18 protein-coding genes are annotated in these 19,362 nt (G+C 61.7%); 1 reads left to right on the top strand and 17 read right to left on the bottom strand.

Annotated features, from left to right (window positions below):
- Positions 1-442: 442 nt before the first annotated feature.
- Together QQF40_RS06055 and QQF40_RS06050 are read right to left on the bottom strand one after the other, a co-directional pair.
- Positions 443-1,810 (bottom strand): sodium-dependent transporter, encoded by a 1,368-nt coding sequence (locus QQF40_RS06055; protein WP_285460704.1) that lies wholly within the window; start codon positions 1,808-1,810, stop codon positions 443-445.
- Between the two features lie 350 nt (positions 1,811-2,160).
- A complete protein-coding gene (locus QQF40_RS06050; RefSeq protein WP_285460703.1) occupies positions 2,161-3,063 on the bottom strand; it encodes a DUF72 domain-containing protein in 903 nt (300 codons plus the stop codon).
- A 230-nt stretch (positions 3,064-3,293) separates the two neighbouring features.
- Here QQF40_RS06050 and QQF40_RS06045 point away from each other — a divergent pair, with 230 nt between their 5' ends.
- Positions 3,294-3,980, top strand: coding sequence for a YitT family protein (locus QQF40_RS06045; RefSeq protein ID WP_175088895.1), 687 nt, complete (start codon positions 3,294-3,296; stop codon positions 3,978-3,980).
- On the opposite strand, the gene rluF is transcribed toward QQF40_RS06045, so the two are convergent.
- From rluF to QQF40_RS05970, 15 genes are all read right to left on the bottom strand, one after another.
- Positions 3,977-5,314 (bottom strand): 23S rRNA pseudouridine(2604) synthase RluF, encoded by a 1,338-nt coding sequence (gene rluF, locus QQF40_RS06040; protein ID WP_285460702.1) that lies wholly within the window; start codon positions 5,312-5,314, stop codon positions 3,977-3,979. The two genes, QQF40_RS06045 and rluF, sit on opposite strands and share 4 nt — an antisense overlap.
- A 169-nt stretch (positions 5,315-5,483) precedes the next feature.
- On the bottom strand, positions 5,484-7,331 hold the full coding sequence (glmS, locus tag QQF40_RS06035) for a glutamine--fructose-6-phosphate transaminase (isomerizing) (RefSeq protein ID WP_285460701.1): 1,848 nt from the start codon (positions 7,329-7,331) through the stop codon (positions 5,484-5,486).
- Between the two features lie 11 nt (positions 7,332-7,342).
- Positions 7,343-8,122, bottom strand: a complete 780-nt coding sequence (locus QQF40_RS06030) for a DeoR/GlpR family DNA-binding transcription regulator (RefSeq protein WP_285460700.1) — start codon at positions 8,120-8,122, stop codon at positions 7,343-7,345.
- A gap of 222 nt (positions 8,123-8,344) precedes the next feature.
- Complete coding sequence (gene glmU, locus QQF40_RS06025) at positions 8,345-9,715, bottom strand: bifunctional UDP-N-acetylglucosamine diphosphorylase/glucosamine-1-phosphate N-acetyltransferase GlmU (RefSeq protein ID WP_175088899.1); 1,371 nt, start codon at positions 9,713-9,715, stop codon at positions 8,345-8,347.
- A 327-nt stretch (positions 9,716-10,042) separates the two neighbouring features.
- A complete protein-coding gene (locus tag QQF40_RS06020) occupies positions 10,043-10,465 on the bottom strand; it encodes a F0F1 ATP synthase subunit epsilon (RefSeq protein ID WP_054556360.1) in 423 nt (140 codons plus the stop codon).
- Between the two features lie 29 nt (positions 10,466-10,494).
- Complete coding sequence (gene atpD, locus QQF40_RS06015; protein ID WP_175088900.1) at positions 10,495-11,868, bottom strand: F0F1 ATP synthase subunit beta; 1,374 nt, start codon at positions 11,866-11,868, stop codon at positions 10,495-10,497.
- A 56-nt stretch (positions 11,869-11,924) separates the two neighbouring features.
- Complete coding sequence (atpG, locus tag QQF40_RS06010) at positions 11,925-12,791, bottom strand: F0F1 ATP synthase subunit gamma (protein WP_043331714.1); 867 nt, start codon at positions 12,789-12,791, stop codon at positions 11,925-11,927.
- A gap of 67 nt (positions 12,792-12,858) precedes the next feature.
- Entirely contained in the window at positions 12,859-14,403 is a 1,545-nt protein-coding gene (gene atpA, locus QQF40_RS06005) for a F0F1 ATP synthase subunit alpha (RefSeq protein ID WP_175088901.1), read from the bottom strand.
- A gap of 16 nt (positions 14,404-14,419) precedes the next feature.
- Positions 14,420-14,962 (bottom strand): F0F1 ATP synthase subunit delta, encoded by a 543-nt coding sequence (locus QQF40_RS06000; RefSeq protein ID WP_285460699.1) that lies wholly within the window; start codon positions 14,960-14,962, stop codon positions 14,420-14,422.
- Between the two features lie 13 nt (positions 14,963-14,975).
- Positions 14,976-15,446 carry a F0F1 ATP synthase subunit B gene (locus tag QQF40_RS05995; RefSeq protein ID WP_175088902.1) on the bottom strand — a complete coding sequence of 157 codons (471 nt, stop codon included), beginning with the start codon at positions 15,444-15,446 and terminating at the stop codon, positions 14,976-14,978.
- 64 nt (positions 15,447-15,510) lie between these two features.
- Positions 15,511-15,759 carry a F0F1 ATP synthase subunit C gene (atpE, locus tag QQF40_RS05990; RefSeq protein WP_011508579.1) on the bottom strand — a complete coding sequence of 83 codons (249 nt, stop codon included), beginning with the start codon at positions 15,757-15,759 and terminating at the stop codon, positions 15,511-15,513.
- 102 nt (positions 15,760-15,861) lie between these two features.
- Positions 15,862-16,725: a F0F1 ATP synthase subunit A gene (gene atpB / locus QQF40_RS05985; protein ID WP_043331706.1), complete on the bottom strand. Its 864-nt coding sequence runs from the start codon at positions 16,723-16,725 to the stop codon at positions 15,862-15,864.
- 9 nt (positions 16,726-16,734) lie between these two features.
- Positions 16,735-17,139, bottom strand: coding sequence for an ATP synthase subunit I (locus QQF40_RS05980; protein ID WP_043331819.1), 405 nt, complete (start codon positions 17,137-17,139; stop codon positions 16,735-16,737).
- 405 nt (positions 17,140-17,544) lie between these two features.
- Positions 17,545-18,492 (bottom strand): ParB/RepB/Spo0J family partition protein, encoded by a 948-nt coding sequence (locus QQF40_RS05975; RefSeq protein ID WP_285460698.1) that lies wholly within the window; start codon positions 18,490-18,492, stop codon positions 17,545-17,547.
- An 18-nt stretch (positions 18,493-18,510) separates the two neighbouring features.
- Entirely contained in the window at positions 18,511-19,278 is a 768-nt protein-coding gene (locus QQF40_RS05970; RefSeq protein WP_043331702.1) for a ParA family protein, read from the bottom strand.
- Positions 19,279-19,362: the final 84 nt, after the last annotated feature.

Below are 19,362 nucleotides of genomic sequence, written 5' to 3'. Positions count from 1 at the left end.
GGCGATACGCTCCCCGCCGATCAGTGATGTTTTCACGCTCTGATCCGCCAGGGTTCGGGCTCCATGCGACACCTTCCACCATCTCTTTCGAGCATGGTCGTACCCCCCTCTCGCGGTATTTCTCGTCAGATCCTCCCGACAAACACTTCTTGTTGCGGCCCCTGTTGCGTCTGAAATCTCCTGAAATGGCGTGTTTTCTACACAAGGCCTGAAGATATCTCGCCGAAAGGTCGTGATATTCATGCCTCATATTGCAAAACCCTACGACCAATGACGCACCATTACAGTGCGAGCGCTCACTGACCCTATCTGACCTCAGAGAATCCGCCTCTTGCCTCGTCAGAAACACGAGAGGCCCGCCGGATAGGCGAGCCTCTTGAGGTACTGCATCTTCGTGCTGAGTGTAACGTGCCTCTGCTGGGGTCAGCGAGGACGGAGGTAGTTACAGGCTTGACGCGAACACCACGACCACACCGATCGGGGCGATATAGCGCGCCACGAAGCTCCACAGCGAGAAGGCCGAGTCGCTCATGTTGAGCTGGCTGCGCACTTCGTCACGGCCCATGAACCAGCCGACGAAGACGATGGTCGCCAGACCGGTCAGCGGCAGCATCAGCTTGCTGGTCGCGTAGTCGAGCAGGTCGAAGATGGTCATGCCTTCGAACTTGGCGAACATGCCCAGCGGCGCCACGTCACTCCACAGGTTGAAGGACAGGATGGTGGCGATGCCCAGCAGCCAGGTGGCGATACCCGCGACCCAGGCCGAGCCGACGCGTGACATCGGTGTCTTCTCTTCCAGCCATTCGACGATGGGCTCCAGCAGCGAGATGCCTGAGGTCCAGGCCGCGAATACCAGCAGTACGAAGAACACCACACCGAAGACTTCACCGCCCGGCATGTGACCGAAGGCCAGCGGCAGGGTCTGGAAGATCAGACCCGGGCCCGCGGCGGCGTCGAGGCCGTTGGAGAACACCACCGGGAAGATGGCCAGACCGGCCAGCAGGGCGATGACGGTATCCAGCACCACCACGACCAGCGCGGTACGCCCGATGTTGACGTCATCGGACAGGTAGGAGCCGTAGGCCATCATGATGCCCATGCCCAGTGACAGGGTGAAGAAGGCATGCCCCATGGCCGCCAGCACGCCATCCTTGTCGAGCTTGGAGAAGTCCGGCGTCAGCAGCCAGGCGGCCGCATCAGCGAAGCCATCGGTGGTGGCGGCGTAGCCGACCAGCACGATCAACATCACCGCCAGCAGCGGCATCAGGATCTTGGCGGCACGCTCCAGGCCACCGGCGATCCCGCCGGCAACGACCAGGATCACCATCAGCATGAAGGCACTGTGCCAGGCCAGCAGCGTGGTCGGGTCCCCCAGCAGACCGCCGAACAGGCTACCGGCCGTGTCAGAGGTCAGGGTTTCGAAACTGCCGCTGGCCGCGTCGGCGATGAAGGCCAGCGCCCAACCGCCGATGACGCTGTAGAAGGACAGGATCAGGTAGGCGCCGAGCACGCCGGCTACCCCGATCAAGACCCAGGCGGGACTGCGTTTGAGCCGGGCACTGATGTGGCTCATGGTCGAGATGGGGTTCTTCTGCCCCAAGCGACCCAGCAGCCATTCCGACATCAGGATCGGCAGGCCGATCAGCAGGATGCAGATCAGATAGACGAGGACGAAGGCACCGCCGCCGCTCTCACCTGTCATGTAGGGGAATTTCCAGATATTGCCCAGACCGACGGAAGAACCGACGGCAGCCAGGGTAAAGGCCAGGCGAGAAGACCACTGTGCGTGGGAATGCGGTTTGGATGACATGTGAATCCCTGATTCGTCGCGAGGGCGCCTGTCGCTGGTAGCGACTTCGGGCACCTTGTTGTGCTTGTTGCATCATGCTGCCAATGCGGACGGATCATCCGTGGCCAACACGATGGCGTCGCAGGATCACTGCTGTGGTGCTCCCGGCATTCACGCTGACCGGGTAGGTCGTGGGGAATGACAGGCAAGTGCCGATAGGCACGCCGGAACGGGCAGACTGCCCATCTCCGGTAAATATCGCCGCGGTAACGGCAACATGTGGCTAAAGCTACTCGATTGAGGGGCCATCTGCCAGCAAGCCACCATCAGACCATGGCCTCACAGGAGAAACATCACGCCCTGATGGAGCGTCAGAACAGACTGCCCTGCCCCTCGCCCGGAAAGGCCCCGACCAAGGGGCGGCCCAGTTTCGCCAGCACCTGATTGGCCAACAGGCGTGCCAGTGCGGGCGCTGCCTTGTTGTCCGGTGTATGCACGAAGAGGAACGGGCTTTTCCCCTGACTTATCCACAAGGAAAGACGCTCTACCCAGGGGGCAAACAGTGCCCGATTGGTGGATTCATCGTAATGCCCGATGAAACGCACCACGGGATGTTGTCCGCTGGAGAACACATGCAATGGGCGGTGAGGCTTTTCCGAGCGCGCCACCGCAAGGCCCGGAAGCGCGGTGGTAGGGCCACTGAAGAGTGGACGCACATCCAGCATCACGCGATCGACTGCGTGAGTTATCAACAAGCGATTCAACTGTCGTTCCACCTCACCCTTGGCGAAGAATATCGGGTCGCGGGGCTCCACCGCCCAGGCAAGCCCTGTTCCCTTCACCGACTGCAGAAATTGCTCGAGGCGTGGCAGGACGTCCGCCCCGAGGTCACGTGGTAGCTGAATCATGATCGGACCGAGGCGGTCCTTTATCGGTACCAGGCAATCGAGAAATGCCGCCAATTCCTGCTCGATGCCCTGCAGACGCAATTCATGAGTCAGTCGGCCCGGCAACTTGAAGCAGAAGCGAAAATTGGCCGGTGCCTGACGTGCCCAGCTGGCGATGGCAGCAGCCGTGGGCTGGGCATAGAAACTGGTATTGCCCTCGACACTATCGAAGACCCTGGCGTAATCCGCCAGATGTTCCCGCGGGCCGCTGCCCGGCAACAGGCTGCCGCGCCAGTCGTCATTGGCCCACATCGCGAGCCCGAGATGAAGATGTCCCGCCGAGTGCGAGGTATCCGGCGGTTCGGAGGCTGCATGAAAATGGTGCATGAAGAGGCCAGAACTAGAGGAATATAAGGGTCAAAGAGCCAACAAGCCGAAGAATATCGTCTGCCAGAGCGACGTAAGCACAATAAAAACTGTCATCACGGCGTGCTATGGTCCGCATCCTGCATGACACGTCAGCAGGCGGTCCACCCACCGCCCTGACTCCGCTTCCTGCCAGCCACAAGCCGCGCCGGAAGACACTCTTGTTGACTGCCCATACCCCGGAGCCTGTCATGACTGCTTTCCAACGACTCATACTGCGCGCCAGCGGCAGCCGCTCACGCGCGGCAAATGCCATCACCCTGCGCAGCCTGATCACGCTCATCGAGGGCTGCCTGCTGGTGGCGCTTGGCGTACGCCTGCTGCAGGCCGGTGGCCTGCTGGTCAGTGGCACTGCCGGCATGTCGTTGCTGGGTGCCGACCTGACAGCACTGAGCTTCGGCAGCCTGTTCTTCCTGATCAACCTGCCCTTCTACGGCCTGGCCTGGAAACAGCTGGGGCTGAATTTCACCCTGCGCACGCTGGGCTGCGTCACCCTGCTCTCCGTGCTGTCCGATGTGCTGGCGGTCAGCTTGCCGCTGGGCGCTGTCAGCCTGCCGGTCGCGGCGATAGCCGCAGGCCTGTTGATCGGCCTGGGCATCACGCTGCTGTTTCGCGAGAACGCCTCACTGGGCGGCCTGAACATTCTGGCGCTGCATCTGGAGCGACGCTTCGGCATCCATGCCGGTCGCACCACCTTCGCCTTCGACCTGCTGCTGATCGCGATCGCCGCGCTGGTCTACCCCTGGCCACAGGTCATCTGTTCAGCACTGGCATTCGCGACACTGTCCTTCGTGCTGGGCCGCTACCATCGCCGCACGCCCCAGACCGCACAGCCTGCTTCACCGGCACATGACAAGCAGGTACAGACGGCTCACTAGCGGCGACCGCGTCCCCCGCTGGAAGAGCCGCCGCCCTTGTACGAGGCGCCCTTGCCAGCCGGGCTGTTTTTCCCCGAGCTCGTGTTGCCGTAACTCTTGCTGCTACCGCCCTTGTTGGCAGAGCCTTTGTTGGCAGAGCTCTTGTTAACAGCCCCCTTGCTGTTGGCCGCGCCACGCTCATTGCGACCATCGCTGGCGTTGCCACGCGTGCGCGGCTTGAGGCCGCCGGCGAGCTTGCCGGCGCCTCCCGAACTCTTGGTGGTATTCCTGCGGGCACTTTTACCGTCACTTCTGCCTTCCTGATTGCCACGCCCCGGGGTGCGCTCATCAGAACGCTCACGACGCCCTGTACTCTCCTGCTTGGCTCCTGAACGCTGGCCCGGATGGCGTTGATCAGCACCGCGCTGACCTGTGTCGCGCTTATCAGGGCTGCGCTGACCCGGACTGCGCCGACGTGTGTCACGCTGACCGACAGCGCTATTGCCGCCTTCATGACGTCGAGTCCCGCTACGCCGGCCAGCGTCCGTATCCTGGGCGGCGCGCTGATGGCGCGCGGCCGTCGCATGCTGGGAAGGCGGCGGTGCCGCGGCCAGGCGCGAGGCTTCTTCGGTACCACTGGAGCCCTCGATCATCTGCTGGATATCCGCCATCTCGCGCTGGGTGAGATATCGCCATTCGCCGACTCCCAGCCCGTCCAGGCTGACATTCATGATGCGCACCCGCTTGAGCTTGAAGACCTCATAGCCCAGCGCCTCACACATGCGACGGATCTGACGGTTGAGGCCCTGGGTCAGGATGATGCGGAACACATAGGTCGAGATCTGCTCGATGCGACACGGCTGGGTGATGGTGTCCAGAATCGGCACGCCAGCGGCCATGCGCTTGAGGAAGTCGGCGTTGATCGGCTTGTCGACCCGCACCACATATTCCTTCTCGTGGGCATTGCCGGCACGCAGGATCTTGTTGACGATATCGCCGTCACTGGTCAGGAAGATCAGGCCATCGGAGGGCTTGTCGAGGCGGCCGATCGGGAAGATCCGCTTGGGATGACCGATGTAATCGATGATGTTGCCATCGACATGGCGCTCGGTGGTACAGGTGATGCCCACCGGCTTGTTGAAGGCCAGGTAGACCGCTTCCTGCTTGGCTTTCAATGGCTTGCCGTTGACCAGCACTTCATCGCCCGGCGCGACCTTGGTACCCATTTCGGGCACGTCCCCATTGATGGTCACGCGTCCTTCGGCGATGTAGCGGTCCGCCTCGCGCCGCGAGCAGAAGCCCGTTTCGCTGATGAACTTGTTGAGGCGGGTAAGCGATGCGTCGCGATCAGTCATGGCAGGTCACGTGCGTGCGCCGGGCGATGAACGCGCAGCGGACGGAAGGGGATAAGAAGGCAGGCGCACAGGATACCAAAAACGGCAGCCCGAAGGCTGCCGTTGGCACAATGAGACTGGGCTCATCCAGTGCTGCGCCAGATAGGGCGCAGCCGTCCTGCAGCGCGGATCACTCGACCGTGACACTCTTGGCCAGGTTGCGCGGCTGATCGACATCAGTGCCCTTGAGCACGGCGACGTGATAGGACAGCAGCTGCAGCGGCAGGGTGTAGAGAATCGGCGCCAGCACTTCACTGACATGCGGCATGCGCAGCACACGCACGCCTTCGCTCTCTTCAAGGCTGATGTTCTCGTCAGCGAACACGTAAAGCTCGCCGCCACGCGCACGCACTTCCTGCAGATTCGACTTGAGCTTCTCGAGCAGCTCGTCGTTCGGCGCCACCGCCACTACCGGCATGTCGGCATCGACCAGTGCCAGCGGGCCGTGTTTCAGCTCACCCGCCGGATAAGCCTCAGCGTGGATGTAGGAGATTTCCTTGAGCTTGAGCGCGCCTTCCAGTGCGATGGGGAACTGGGTGCCACGCCCGAGGAACAGCGCATTGTGCTTGTCGGCGAAGGCCTCGGAGAGACGTTCGATCTCGCTGTCCATGGCCAGTGCCTTGGTGACCAGCGACGGCAGCTGACGCAGCTCACGCACCACCTCGGCTTCCCCCGCCTCATCACCGCCACGCACACGACGCAGCGACAGTGTCAGCAGCATCAGACCGATCAGCTGGGTGGTAAAGGCCTTGGTGGAGGCGACGCCGATTTCCGGGCCGGCCATGGTCATCAGGCTGAGGTCTGATTCCCGCACCAGCGAGCTGCCCGGGACGTTGCAGATCGCCAGGCTACCGAGGAAGCCACCCAGCGACTGGGCATAGCGCAGCGCGGACAGCGTATCGGCGGTCTCGCCGGACTGGGACAGTGTGACGAACAGGGTGCCATCGGCGACCACCACCGGACGGTAGCGGAACTCGGACGCGACCTCGACCGCCGCCGGAATGCCGGCCAGACGCTCGATCCAGTAACGCGCGACCATGCCGGCGTGGTAGCTGGTCCCACAGGCGACGATCTGCACCTGCTTGACCTGACGGAAGAGGTTTTCCGCCTCGCTGCCGAAGCTGCGCACCAGCACGTGGTCACCGTTCAGGCGGCCTTCCAGCGTGGCGGCCAGCACACGCGACTGCTCGTGGATTTCCTTGAGCATGAAGTGACGGTAATCGCCCTTGGAAGCGGCATCCTGCGCGTGCTCGAAGGTCTGCACCGGACGCTCGTTGGCCTCGGTGACCAGGCGCTCGCCCTGCTCGAAGATCTCGATCTGCTCGGCGGTCATGCGCACCAGATCGCCTTCCTTCAGGTAGATGAAGCGATCAGTGACCTGCAGCAGCGCCAACTGATCGGAGGCCAGGAAGTGCTCGTCGATCCCGACACCGATCACCAGCGGGCTTCCCTGACGCGCGCCGATCAGAACGTCCGGCTGGGCACGATGCACCACGCCCAGCGCGAAGGCGCCATCGAGCAGCGCCACCGCCTTCTGCACCGCGGTCAGAAGGTCCTGACTCAGGGTGTATTCACGCGCCAGCAGGTGCGCGACGACCTCGGTGTCCGTCTCGGAGGTAAAGACATAACCCTGACCTTCCAGCTCGCGCTTGAGGGTCTCGTAGTTCTCGATGATGCCGTTGTGGACCACGGCCAGACTGTCACCGGACTGGTGCGGGTGGGCGTTGGCCTCACTCGGTGCACCATGGGTGGCCCAGCGGGTGTGCGCGATGCCGACACGCCCCTTGAGCGGCGCTTCCTCGAGACGCTCCTGCAGCGCTGCGACCTTGCCCAGCGCACGCACGCGGTTCAGGCGCCCCTCTTCGGAGAGGACGGCCATGCCTGCGCTGTCGTAGCCACGGTATTCGAGGCGGTGCAGGCCCTCGAGCAGGATGTTCTGGACGTTACGACTGGCGACGGCGCCGACGATGCCACACATGAGCGATCTCCTTATGCAGTTGCTGGCTCGATGAGCGGGGCGATCAACACCTCGACGCCATGAGCGCGAATCTGGTCACGCGCGGCATCAGGCAGCGCGTCATCGGTTATCAGGGTACTGACGCTGGTCCAGGCCAGCTCCAGGTTGGGAATGCGACGGCCCAGCTTGTGGGATTCCGCCATCACCACCACTTCTCGCGACACCTCGGCCATCACGCGCGACAGGCCGATCAGCTCGTTGAAGGTGGTGGTGCCACGCTCGAGATCGAGACCATCCGCGCCGAGAAACACCTGATCGAAGTCATAGCTGCGCAGTACCTGCTCCGCCACCTGACCCTGGAAGGAATCCGAGTGCGGGTCCCAGGTGCCGCCGGTCATCAGCAGCACCGGCTCGTTTTCCAGCTCGCGGATGGCATTGGCCACGCTCAGCGAGTTGGTCATCACGATCAGGTCATCCCGGCCCTTGAGCTCGGGAATCAACACCACCGTGGTGGTGCCACTGTCGATGATGATGCGCTGGTGCGCGCGGATACGGCTCGCGGCGAGGCGGGCGATGGCCTGCTTGGCGGCGCTGACCGGCTCGTCATGTACCAGCAGCTCACGCGGCATGGCCACAGCGCCGCCATAGCGCCTGAGCAGCAGGCCACTCTTCTCGAGGAAGGCCAGGTCCTTGCGGATGGTGACCTCCGAGGTGGCAAGCTCCCGCGCCAGTGCCTCGACACTGACCTCACCGACACGCGCCAGCTGATCAAGGATCTGGTGACGCCGTTGTGGTGTCAGTCGCTTTGACATCGGGGACTCCCATAAAGTTTCGAACCGAAAGATAAGAGAGATTAATCGAAACATCAAGTGAAAGACGCTAGAGGATGAGACGATTCGCTCCCGGCCGGTCAACCAGCACAATCGGCCGTGACGAAAAACGGGGAGACACCTGTCGGTGCCTCCCCGCCGGTGATGCTCATCTCCCCTCAGGGGGCAAGCATCACTACCACTACTGCCGATCACTGCAGCCGATCACTTCTTGGTCGGACGCGGCCATTCCGGCTTGTCGATACGCTTGCCGCGCGCCACGCTCAGCGCGCCCTCGGCGACATCGCGGCTCAAGGTAGAACCGGCACCCACAGTGGCACCGGCACCGATCTTGAGCGGTGCCACCAGCGCCGAGTTGGAGCCGATGAAGGCATTGGCGCCGATTTCGGTGCGGAACTTGTTGGCACCATCATAGTTGCAGGTGATGGTGCCGGCGCCGACATTGACGGCCTCGCCGAGGGTGGCATCGCCGACATAACTCAGGTGATTGATCTTGGCATCGACACCGACCTGGGCATTCTTGGTCTCGACGAAGTTGCCGATACGTGCGCCACGCGCAAGCTCGGTGCCCGGACGCAGACGCGCGAACGGACCGACGTTGTTGTCGCCTTCCAGCACGGCGCCGTCGATGACGCTGTGCGGCGCGATGTTGGCACCGGCACCGATGGTGGCGTTGCGGATCACGCAGTGGGCGCCGATGACCACATCATCCGCCAGGGTGACGTCGCCTTCGAAGATGCAGCCGACATCGATGCTGATGTCAGTGCCGATGGTCAGCTTGCCGCGCACATCGATGCGTGACGGATCGGCCAGGCTGGCGCCTTCGGTCATCAGGCGGTTGGCCTCACGACGCTGGAAGGCACGCTCGAGATCGGCCAGCTGCAGGCGGTTGTTGACGCCCTGCACTTCCTCGACTGCCGCCGGCTGGGCGGTGGCGATGTTGACGCCTTCGCTGGCTGCCATGGCGATGATGTCGGTCAGGTAGTACTCACCCTGGGCATTGTCGGCGGACAGCGCCGGCAGCCAGCGCTTGAGCTGAGCACCGGTGGTGGCGAGGATACCGGTGTTGCCTTCCTGGATGGCCAGCTGCTCCGGCGTGGCATCCTTGTGCTCGACGATGGCGCTGACGCGGCCTTCGGCGTCACGCACGATACGGCCATAGCCTGTCGGGTCTTCCAGAATCACCGTCAGCAGCCCCAGGGTCTGCTCACTGACTTCGGCCAGCAGCGCCTCGAGGGTCTCGCGACGAATCAGCGGCACATCGCCATACAGGATCAGTACCTTGCCATCACCGATGGCGTCCAGTGACTGGGCCACGGCATGCCCTGTGCCCTTCTGCTCTGCCTGTACCGCGAAACTGGCACCGGTATCGGCCAGCTGCTGCTGGACGCGCTCACCACCATGACCGATGACGACATTCAGATGCGCACCGTTCAGACCTGCAGCAGTGTCAGCCACATGACGCACCATCGCCTTGCCTGCCAGCGGGTGCAGCACCTTCGGCAATCTGGAACGCATGCGGGTGCCCTGGCCTGCGGCAAGAATGACGACGTCGGTACGCTCTGCGCTGCTCATCGGTGAACTCCTGTAGAAAGCGGGTCTTCATACCTGAAGCCCTGAAAATAGTGGCGCCATGATAGCAGCTGATCCGTGACCTGCCAGTGACGAGGTTTACCCACGGGGCTGTCGCCGAGAACAGACCCGAGAAAGTAGCAGTACTCCCGCAAGAGGCTTGAGCCTATAGGCTCAGCACTCAAGGCGCTGGCGAATGAGTATGCTCAGCCTTGGATCACGCCAGGCTGCCTCGCCGGTCAGACCGGCCGTCCCATTGTGCCAAGCACAAAAAAAGGCGACCCGAAGGTCGCCTCTTTCCTGTCACTGGCCGTCATGGCCCAGTGCATCTCAGCGCGTGTGACGACGCATCTGCTGCACGGTGCGCAGCTTGGCCATCGCCTCGGCCAGTTCGGCCGTGGCGCGTGAGTATTCCAGTTCGGAAGCCTGGTCGTTCATGGCCTTCAAGGCCACTTCCTTGGCTTCCTGGGCTGCCGCCTCATCCAGATCGTCGGCACGTACTGCGGTGTCGGCGAGGACTGAAACGAGGTTCGGCTGCACTTCGAGAAATCCGCCACTGACGTAGTAGATTTCCTCGGCCCCACCCTGACGCTGAACGCGAATCGGGCCGGGTTGCAGCTCGGTCAGCAGCGGAGCGTGGCCCGGCATGATGCCGAGATCACCTTCGCTGCCGGCAGCCACGAGACGCTCGACCAAGCCGGAAAAGATGCCTTTCTCAGCGCTGACGATGTCGCAATGGACGCTCATAGCCATACCTGTTTCCTCATGCCTGAACAGGGAAATTACATGCCCTTGGCTTTCTCGACAGCTTCGTCGATGGTGCCGACCATGTAGAACGCCTGCTCCGGCAGTGCGTCATATTCGCCGTCCAGAATACCCTGGAAGCCGCGGATGGTGTCCTTGAGGGACACGTACTTGCCCGGCGCGCCGGTGAAGATTTCCGCAACGAAGAACGGCTGTGACAGGAAGCGCTGGATCTTGCGCGCACGTGCCACGGTCTGCTTGTCTTCGTCAGACAGCTCGTCCATCCCGAGGATGGCGATGATGTCTTTCAGCTCCTTGTAGCGCTGCAACACACCCTGAACGTTACGGGCAGTGTTGTAGTGCTCTTCGCCAACGACCAGCGGGTCGAGCTGACGAGAGGTGGAGTCGAGCGGGTCAACGGCCGGATAGATACCCAGCTCGGCAATCTGACGGGACAGTACGACAGTCGCGTCAAGGTGCGAGAAGGTGGTCGCCGGCGACGGATCGGTCAAGTCATCCGCGGGGACGTAGACGGCCTGCACGGAAGTGATCGAGCCAGTCTTGGTAGAAGTGATGCGCTCCTGCAGGACGCCCATCTCTTCCGCCAGAGTCGGCTGATAACCAACCGCGGACGGCATACGACCCAGCAGTGCGGACACTTCGGTCCCCGCCAGGGTGTAACGATAGATGTTGTCGACGAACAGCAGAACGTCACGACCTTCGTCACGGAACTTCTCGGCGATGGTCAGGCCGGTCAGTGCCACGCGCAGACGGTTACCCGGCGGCTCGTTCATCTGGCCATAGACCAGGGCAACCTTGTCGAGAACGTTGGATTCCTTCATTTCGTGGAAGAAATCGTTACCTTCACGAGTACGCTCACCCACGCCCGCGAACACGGAATAACCGCTGTGCTCGGTGGCGATGTTGCGGATCAGCTCCATCATGTTGACGGTCTTGCCGACACCGGCGCCGCCGAACAGACCGACCTTGCCGCCCTTGGCGAACGGGCAGACCAGGTCGATGACCTTGATGCCGGTTTCCAGAAGCTCGCTGGACGCTGCCTGTTCCGCGAAGCTCGGGGCTGCACGGTGAATCGGCATGTGCTCTTCAGCACCCACGTCGCCAGCTTCGTCGATCGGCTGACCCAGCACGTTCATGATGCGACCCAGAGTCGCCGTGCCGACCGGCACGGAGATCGGAGCACCGGTGCTCTCAACTGCGAGACTGCGCTTGAGGCCTTCGGTCGAACCCATTGCGATAGTACGGACCACGCCGTCGCCCAGCTGCTGCTGGACTTCGAGTACGGTCTCGCTATCGGCGACGTTCAGGGCGTCGTAGACCTTGGGCACTGCGTCCCGCGGAAACTCGACGTCAATCACCGCGCCGATGATTTGTACGATACGTCCGCTCATTCCTGGTTCCTCTTAAACCTGCGATTGAAACCTGCTTGCCTGTTGCCACGCTGTCATCAGACGGCGGCGGCACCGGATACGATCTCGGAGATTTCCTGAGTGATCGCTGCCTGGCGGGCCTTGTTGTAGACCAGCTGAAGGTCGTCGATCAGGTCGCCGGCGTTATCGGTCGCACTCTTCATTGCGATCATTCGCGCTGCCTGTTCGCAGGCGATGTTCTCGACCACGGCCTGGTAGACCTGGGCCTCGACATAGCGCTTGAGCAGCTTGTCGAGCAACGAGACGGCATCCGGCTCATACAGGTAGTCCCATGTAGTGGGACCGGTTTCTTCGTCATTCAGATCAGCTTCGAGAGGAAGCAGCTGACGCACGACCGGCTTCTGCGTCATGGTGTTGACGAACTCGTTGAACACCACGTACAGACGGTCGAGGCTGCCCTCGTCGAATGCGTCCAGCATGGCCTTGACGCTACCAATCAGATCCTGGGTACCCGGGGAATCCCCGAGACCGGACTTGGCGGCAAGCAGGTTGCCACCGTAGTTGCGGAAGAAGGTACCGGCCTTGGAGCCGAGGGCACAGAAGTCCACCTCGACACCCTGATCGCGCCAGCTCTTCGCATGCTTGGTGACAGCCTTGAACAGATTGGCGTTCAGGCCACCACACAGGCCGCGATCACTGGAGACCACGATATAACCGACACGCTTCACATCGCGTTCCATCAGATAGGGATGGCGATATTCCGGGTTGGCCCGGGCGATGTGTCCTACAACCTTGCGGATCTGATGAGCATAAGGCTGGCTGGCCGCCATGCGATCCTGCGCTTTACGCATCTTGGACGCAGCCACCATTTCCATGGCGCTGGTGATCTTTTGCGTATTTTTGATGCTCCCGATCTGGGAGCGAATCTCTTTTGCAGCTGCCATAGCGATCTGCCTTATTCATGCCACCCGAAGGGAAACGACAGGGCCCGGCCTGGCCGGGCCATGCCACTTACCAGCTTTGAGTCGCCTTGAACTTCTCGACGCCAGCCTTGAGACCATTCTTGATCTCGTCATCGTAGCCGCCGGACTGATTGATCTTGTCCAGAAGATCCGCGTGCTCGGAGCGCATGAAGTCCAGCAGCGCCTTCTCGAAGCCCAGCACCTTGGCGACTTCGACGTCATCCAGGTAGCCTTCGTTGGCCGCGAACAGCGAGATCGCCATGTCGGCCACGGACATCGGAGAGTACTGCTTCTGCTTCATCAGCTCGGTGACACGCTGACCATGCTCGAGCTGCTTGCGGGTCGCTTCGTCCAGATCAGAGGCGAACTGGGAGAAAGCTGCCAGCTCACGGTACTGAGCCAGTGCCAGACGCACACCACCACCCAACTTCTTGATGATCTTGGTCTGAGCAGCACCACCGACACGGGAAACAGACAGACCCGCGTTGATGGACGGACGGATACCGGAGTTGAACAGGCTGGTCTCGAGGAAGATCTGACCGTCGGTGATGGAGATCACGTTGGTCGGAACGAACGCAGACACGTCGCCACCCTGGGTCTCGATGATCGGCAGCGCAGTCAGGGAGCCGGTCTTGCCTTTCACTTCACCGTTGGTGAACTGCTCGACATATTCGGCGTTGACGCGTGCGGAACGCTCAAGCAGACGGGAGTGGAGATAGAAGACGTCGCCCGGGTAGGCTTCACGGCCCGGCGGACGCTTGAGCAGCAGGGAGATCTGACGGTACGCCCATGCCTGCTTGGTCAGATCGTCATAGACGATCATCGCGTCTTCACCGCGGTCGCGGAAGTATTCACCCATGGTGCAACCGGCGTACGGTGCCAGGAACAGCATGGCAGCCGGGTCGGAAGCGCCAGCTGCGACGATGATGGTGTGTTCCATCGCGCCGTGCTCTTCGAGCTTGCGCACGACGTTGGCAATGGTGGACTGCTTCTGGCCGACGGCGACGTAGACACAGGTAATGCCCTTGCCCTTCTGATTGATGATGGCATCAATCGCGATGGCGGACTTACCAATCTGACGGTCACCGATGATCAGCTCGCGCTGACCACGGCCGATCGGCACCATGGCATCGATGGACTTCAGACCTGTCTGCACCGGCTGGTCGACCGGCTCACGGGCGATGACGCCCGGAGCGACCTTCTCAACCGCGTCAGTCAGCTTGGCGTCGATCGGGCCTTTGCCGTCAATCGGGTTACCCAGCGCGTCGACCACACGGCCGACCATTTCCGGGCCTACCGGCACTTCGAGGATACGACCGGTGCACTGCGCGGTCATGCCCTCTTCGAGCTGGAGGTAGTCACCCAGAACGACAGCACCGACGCTGTCGCGCTCAAGGTTGAGCGCCATACCAAAGACGCCACCCGGGAATTCAATCATCTCACCGAACATGACGTCTGCGAGGCCGTGGATCTGCACGATGCCGTCGGAGACGCTGACGATGGTGCCCTGATTACGGGCTTCGGATGCGACGTCAAGCTTTTCGATACGCTGCTTGATGATGTCGCTGATCTCGGAAGGATTCAGTTGCTGCATGCCATGTCCCTCGGACTCAGGAGTTCAGTGCTTCGGAAAGCCGGGCCAGCTTGCCGCGCACGGAGCCGTCAATGACGGTATCTCCGGCACGGATGATGACGCCGCCGAGCAGCGTACTATCCACCTGAGTGGTAATGGAGATGTCGCGGTTCAGACGCTTGCGCAGGGCAGTGGCGAGCTTTTCTTCCTGCTCACTCTCCAGTGCAAAGGCAGACACCAGGGTCACCTCGACACGCTGTTCCTGCTCGGCCTTCTGGGCCTCGAACAATTCGGCCACGGAGGGCAGGGCCGCAAGGCGGTCCTGCTCACCGAGAGTCCGGATGAAGTTGCGGGCGCTGTCATCCAGCGCCTCACCGCACACGTCCAGGAAGATGCCAACCTTGTGCTCGGTGGAGAGCTTGGGGTTGTCGAGCACCGCCTTGACGTTTGCGTCGACAGCGACGAGCGCCGCTGTCGACAACATGCCGGACCAGGCCTCTAGCGCCTGCTGGCCGCGTGCAAACTCGAACGCCGCCTTGGCGTACGGGCGAGCCGCGGTGGAGGTAGACGTTTCAGCCATGGAATCAGTCTCCTCAGAGCTCGGCAGCGAGCTTGTCAATCAGCTCGCGGTGCTTGGCTTCGTCGATGGAGGATTCCAGGATGCGCTCGGCGCCGATCACTGCAAGAGCAGCGACCTGGCCACGGAGCTCGTCCTTGGCCTGGTTGATCTCCTGGGAGATTTCGGCACGGGCCTGCGCAACGAGACGCTCGCCTTCCGCACGTGCAGTTTCACGTGCTTCCTCGATCATCTGGTTGGAGCGCTTATGGGTCTGCTCAATGATGCGTGCTGCTTCATCCTTGCTTTCCCGCAGAGTCTCGGTGGCTTTTTCCTGCGCCAGTTCGAGGTCACGGGTAGCACGGCTGGCAGCATCCAGACCATCTGCAATCTTCTTCTGACGTTCTGCCAGAGCCTGTGTGACCGGCGGCCAGACATACTTCATGCAGAAATAAACGAAGACCGCAAAGGCGATGGCCTGACCAATCAGGGTTAAGTTCAGATTCACGCCAGCACCTCTCGCTTCACGATTGTTGGGTCAAAAACACGGTAGGCCGGAGGCCAGCCGATGTTTAACCGACAAACGGGTTGGCGAAGGTGAAGAACAGCGCGATACCAACACCGATCATGGTCACGGCATCCAGCAGACCAGCGACGATGAACATCTTGACCTGCAGCTGCGGGATCATTTCCGGCTGACGCGCTGCGCCTTCCAGGAACTTGCCACCCAGGATACCGAAACCGATGGCGGTGCCCAGGGCGCCCAGGCCGATCAGCAGGGAGACGGCGATAGCGGTCATGCCAAGAACTTGTGCTTCCATTGTGGAACTCCAGTTTTAGTCAAGTTTAAGTCAAGGGGTTGAGGGTGTGAGCAGAGCTCGGAAATCTTGCCCCACGCCACGGATGGCGTGGGGCGAATTGCATCAGTGGTCTTCGCTGGCCATGCTCAGGTAGACGATGGTCAGCATCATGAAGATGAATGCCTGCAGGGTGATGACCAGGATATGGAAGACCGCCCACGGGAAGTGCAGGGGCAGCTGCCAGATACCGACCAGCGAGATCAGGATGAAGATCAGCTCGCCTGCATACATGTTACCGAACAGACGCAGCGCCAGAGAGATCGGCTTGGCGATCAGCGTCACGAACTCAAGCAGGAAGTTGACCGGAATCAGCGCGATCTGTGCCAGCTTGTTCGGAGTGTTGAACGGGTGCAGCGTCAGTTCGGCCAGGAAGCCCTTGAGGCCCTTGACGCGAATGGAATAGAAGATGATCAGCGCGAACACGGACAGTGACATGCCCAGCGTGGCATTGATGTCAGTGGACGGCACCACCTTGAAGAACACGTGAGCCGGATCGGCGCCGAACATCTCACCGACCTTGGCAGCAACGCCAGGCAGCCAGTCGACGGGGATCAAGTCCATCAGGTTCATCAGGAAGATCCAGCAGAAGATCGTCAGTGACAGCGGTGCGATCAGGCGTGAACGGCCGTGGAAGGTCTCACGCACGGACTGATCGACGAACTCGACCATCAATTCGACGAAGTTCTGCAGACCGCTGGGAACGCCAGTGGTGGCGGACTTGGCGACCTTGCGGAACAGGCACAGGAAGATCAGGCCCAGACCGATGGACCAGCCCATGGTGTCCAGGTGGATGGCCCAGAATCCCATGTCGGCCGCTTCCTGAGCGCTGTGCGCCAGTGACCATCCATGTTCCGGGTGGTTGCCGTACGTCAGATTCTGCAGGTGGTGCTGAATATATTCGGAGGGACTCGGGTTGGTGCCTGCCATGACTCTGCCTCAGGTTCGTGTGTACGGTGTTCGCTTCACCAGCCAGGGGCCCAGCCAGTGAACCGCCATTGCCGCCACGTAAGCGCAAAAAAATAAAGCGGGGTTTGAGGGCGGCACTGCAATGAAGAAGAACGCAAACAATACGGCCGTCAAACCGAACTTACCGGCCTCGGCCTGATAGAAGGCCTTGACCATTGCCTGGGCGTAGCGTGCACCGGTCACACGCAGTGAACGCCAGGCGAAAAACAGATTGGGCAGCAGGCAGACCAGCCCACCACACAGCGCGGAAAGCGCCGCACCACTGCCTTTCATCACTCCCGCCAGCAAGACGGCAATCACGATGACCAGCGCCTGGCCCCAGAGCAATCGAGCTACCTGAGGGCGTTGTAGAGCAGCGGGTGTCGTCTTGTGCATCTTGGACCTGTGTCTCGCAATGATGGCCTTCGCCATTTCTGGCGCTGCGCTGGACACAGCCCGGGAGCAAACTCGCCGGATTATAGGGGAGCGCTTCACCGCCATCAACCAAACGACAAGCTAAATTCCTTGATCTTTCGCAAGCTTACGACCAAAGCCTCACTATCTTGCGGGAAACCGATGACAGTTTGCTTACGTTGACAGTCGCTTGCGGTGCGAGCGACACAGGGTTGCATGAATCACAACCAGACGTCAGCAATATCCTTCAATATCTTGAATGTCAGATGCATTTCGCGCCCCTGCGACAATGAGTCACAGGGGCGCGAAAGAATATCGTGGCCCGTCATGCGAAAAATTGCCGCCAAGGGAGGTGTGACGAGCGGTCAGCCCTCCCCTGCTCCCCCATTAGTGGATATGGCCGAGAATGCCGTCCAGCTCATCCAGACTGGTGTAGGAGATGGTGACCTTGCCCTTGCCGCTCTTGCCATGACGGATGTTGACGGCGGCGCCCAGCTGCTCCGAGAGGCGCGTTTCCAGACGCTGGATGTCGGCGTCTGGTCGTGCCGGCGCCGGCTTGGACTGTTCACCCTTCTGCACGCTTTTCACCAGCGCTTCGGTCTGGCGCACGGTCAGCTCGCGCTCGACCACTTCATGAGCCAGCTTGCGCTGGCGTGCCGGGTTCAGGCCGATCAGGGCACGCGCGTGCCCCATGTCGAGCTCACCGCGCTCCAGCAGGGTCTGCACTTCCTGTTCCAGCGTCAGCAGCCGCAGCAGGTTGGTGACCTGGGCGCGTGAACGCCCGACGGCGTCGCCCACCTGCTGCTGGGTCAGCTCGAATTCCTCAAGCAGACGCTTGAGCGCCAGGGCTTCCTCGACCGGATTGAGGTTCTCGCGCTGGATGTTCTCGATCAATGCCAGCGCAAGCGCGATCTCATCGCTGATGCCTTCGCGGACGACGGCAGGAATGGTATCCAGCTCCGCCAGCTGCGAGGCACGCCAGCGGCGCTCGCCGGCGATGATCTCGTAGCGTCCCTCCCCCACCGGACGCACCACGATGGGCTGCATCACGCCCTGAGCCCGGATGGAATCCGCCAGCTCCTCGAGCGCTTCCGGCTGAATGTCACGCCGTGGCTGATACTTGCCACGCTGCAACTGCCCGAGCGGCAGGCGCTCGAGGCGCTCGCTAGGCAATTCCGCCGTGGCAGCGGCCGGATTCGCGGCCAGCGCGGCATCCGGTGACGCATCGATGGCGTCGCCATCGACAGTTTCTATATCGGCTTCGACATGGCGGCGGCGGCTTCCGGCGCCAATCAGGGCATCCAGGCCCCTTCCCAGGGCACGCTTACGCGTCATGGACCTTCCTCGGTGAAGTTACAGCGAGAGACGACGAATCAATTCCTTGGCGAGCACCCGATAGGCCTGGCTGCCACGCGACAGACGCGCATACTTGGTCACCGGCAGGCCGTGGCTCGGCGCTTCCGCCACCCGCACGTTGCGCGGAATGGTCGCCTTGATCAGGGTATCGCCAAAGTAATCGGAAAGTTGCTTGCTGACATCGCGGGTCAGACTGTTGCGAGCGTCGTACATGGTACGCACGATCCCGAACACGTCGAGGGCCGGATTCACGTTGCCTTGAATCTGCTCGACGGTATCGAGCAGCGCTGACAGACCTTCCAGCGCGTAGAACTCGCACTGCAGCGGGATCAGCACGCCATGGGCGGCGGTCAGGGCATTGACGGTCAACATGTTGAGCGAGGGCGGGCAGTCGATCAGTACCACGTCATATTCCGCGGCGATCGGCGCCAGAGCTTCCGTGAGGCGGCGCTCACGCCCCTCGACACCGAGAAGATCGACCTCGGCGGCGGTAAGGTCGCCATTGCCGGGCAACAGGGCGTAGCCGGCATCGGGACAATCGAGAATCACGTCACTGGCACGCAGCTCGCCCAGCAGCACATCCAACACGCTACCTTCGAGGTCGTGCTTGTCGATGCCGCTGCCCATGGTGGCATGGCCCTGCGGGTCGAGATCGATCAGCAGAACGCGGCGATCGAGTGCCGCCAGCGACGCCGCCAGATTGACGGCAGTGGTGGTCTTGCCGACGCCACCCTTCTGGTTGGTCAGCGCGATGATCTTGGTCACGAGCGACTTCCTTGGTTCCTTGAGAAGCGGGGCCATTGGCACCAGCCACATGCTCACGAGGACAGATCAATGATCTGCCCTCGT

The organism is Cobetia sp. LC6 (assembly GCF_030264805.1).
In the GTDB taxonomy this organism is placed as follows: domain Bacteria; phylum Pseudomonadota; class Gammaproteobacteria; order Pseudomonadales; family Halomonadaceae; genus Cobetia.
The sequence above is the reverse complement of the archived record's forward strand: the minus strand, read 5'-3'. Positions and strand labels throughout refer to the sequence as shown.

Coding starts and splice junctions, on each gene's coding strand:
- QQF40_RS06055 (WP_285460704.1), bottom strand. CDS start 1,810: ATGTCATCCAAACCGCATTCCCACGCACAGTGGTCTTCTCGCCTGGCC.
- QQF40_RS06050 (WP_285460703.1), bottom strand. CDS start 3,063: ATGCACCATTTTCATGCAGCCTCCGAACCGCCGGATACCTCGCACTCG.
- QQF40_RS06045 (WP_175088895.1), top strand. CDS start 3,294: ATGACTGCTTTCCAACGACTCATACTGCGCGCCAGCGGCAGCCGCTCA.
- rluF (WP_285460702.1), bottom strand. CDS start 5,314: ATGACTGATCGCGACGCATCGCTTACCCGCCTCAACAAGTTCATCAGC.
- glmS (WP_285460701.1), bottom strand. CDS start 7,331: ATGTGTGGCATCGTCGGCGCCGTCGCCAGTCGTAACGTCCAGAACATC.
- QQF40_RS06030 (WP_285460700.1), bottom strand. CDS start 8,122: ATGTCAAAGCGACTGACACCACAACGGCGTCACCAGATCCTTGATCAG.
- glmU (WP_175088899.1), bottom strand. CDS start 9,715: ATGAGCAGCGCAGAGCGTACCGACGTCGTCATTCTTGCCGCAGGCCAG.
- QQF40_RS06020 (WP_054556360.1), bottom strand. CDS start 10,465: ATGGCTATGAGCGTCCATTGCGACATCGTCAGCGCTGAGAAAGGCATC.
- atpD (WP_175088900.1), bottom strand. CDS start 11,868: ATGAGCGGACGTATCGTACAAATCATCGGCGCGGTGATTGACGTCGAG.
- atpG (WP_043331714.1), bottom strand. CDS start 12,791: ATGGCAGCTGCAAAAGAGATTCGCTCCCAGATCGGGAGCATCAAAAAT.
- atpA (WP_175088901.1), bottom strand. CDS start 14,403: ATGCAGCAACTGAATCCTTCCGAGATCAGCGACATCATCAAGCAGCGT.
- QQF40_RS06000 (WP_285460699.1), bottom strand. CDS start 14,962: ATGGCTGAAACGTCTACCTCCACCGCGGCTCGCCCGTACGCCAAGGCG.
- atpE (WP_011508579.1), bottom strand. CDS start 15,759: ATGGAAGCACAAGTTCTTGGCATGACCGCTATCGCCGTCTCCCTGCTG.
- atpB (WP_043331706.1), bottom strand. CDS start 16,725: ATGGCAGGCACCAACCCGAGTCCCTCCGAATATATTCAGCACCACCTG.
- QQF40_RS05980 (WP_043331819.1), bottom strand. CDS start 17,139: ATGCACAAGACGACACCCGCTGCTCTACAACGCCCTCAGGTAGCTCGA.
- QQF40_RS05975 (WP_285460698.1), bottom strand. CDS start 18,492: ATGACGCGTAAGCGTGCCCTGGGAAGGGGCCTGGATGCCCTGATTGGC.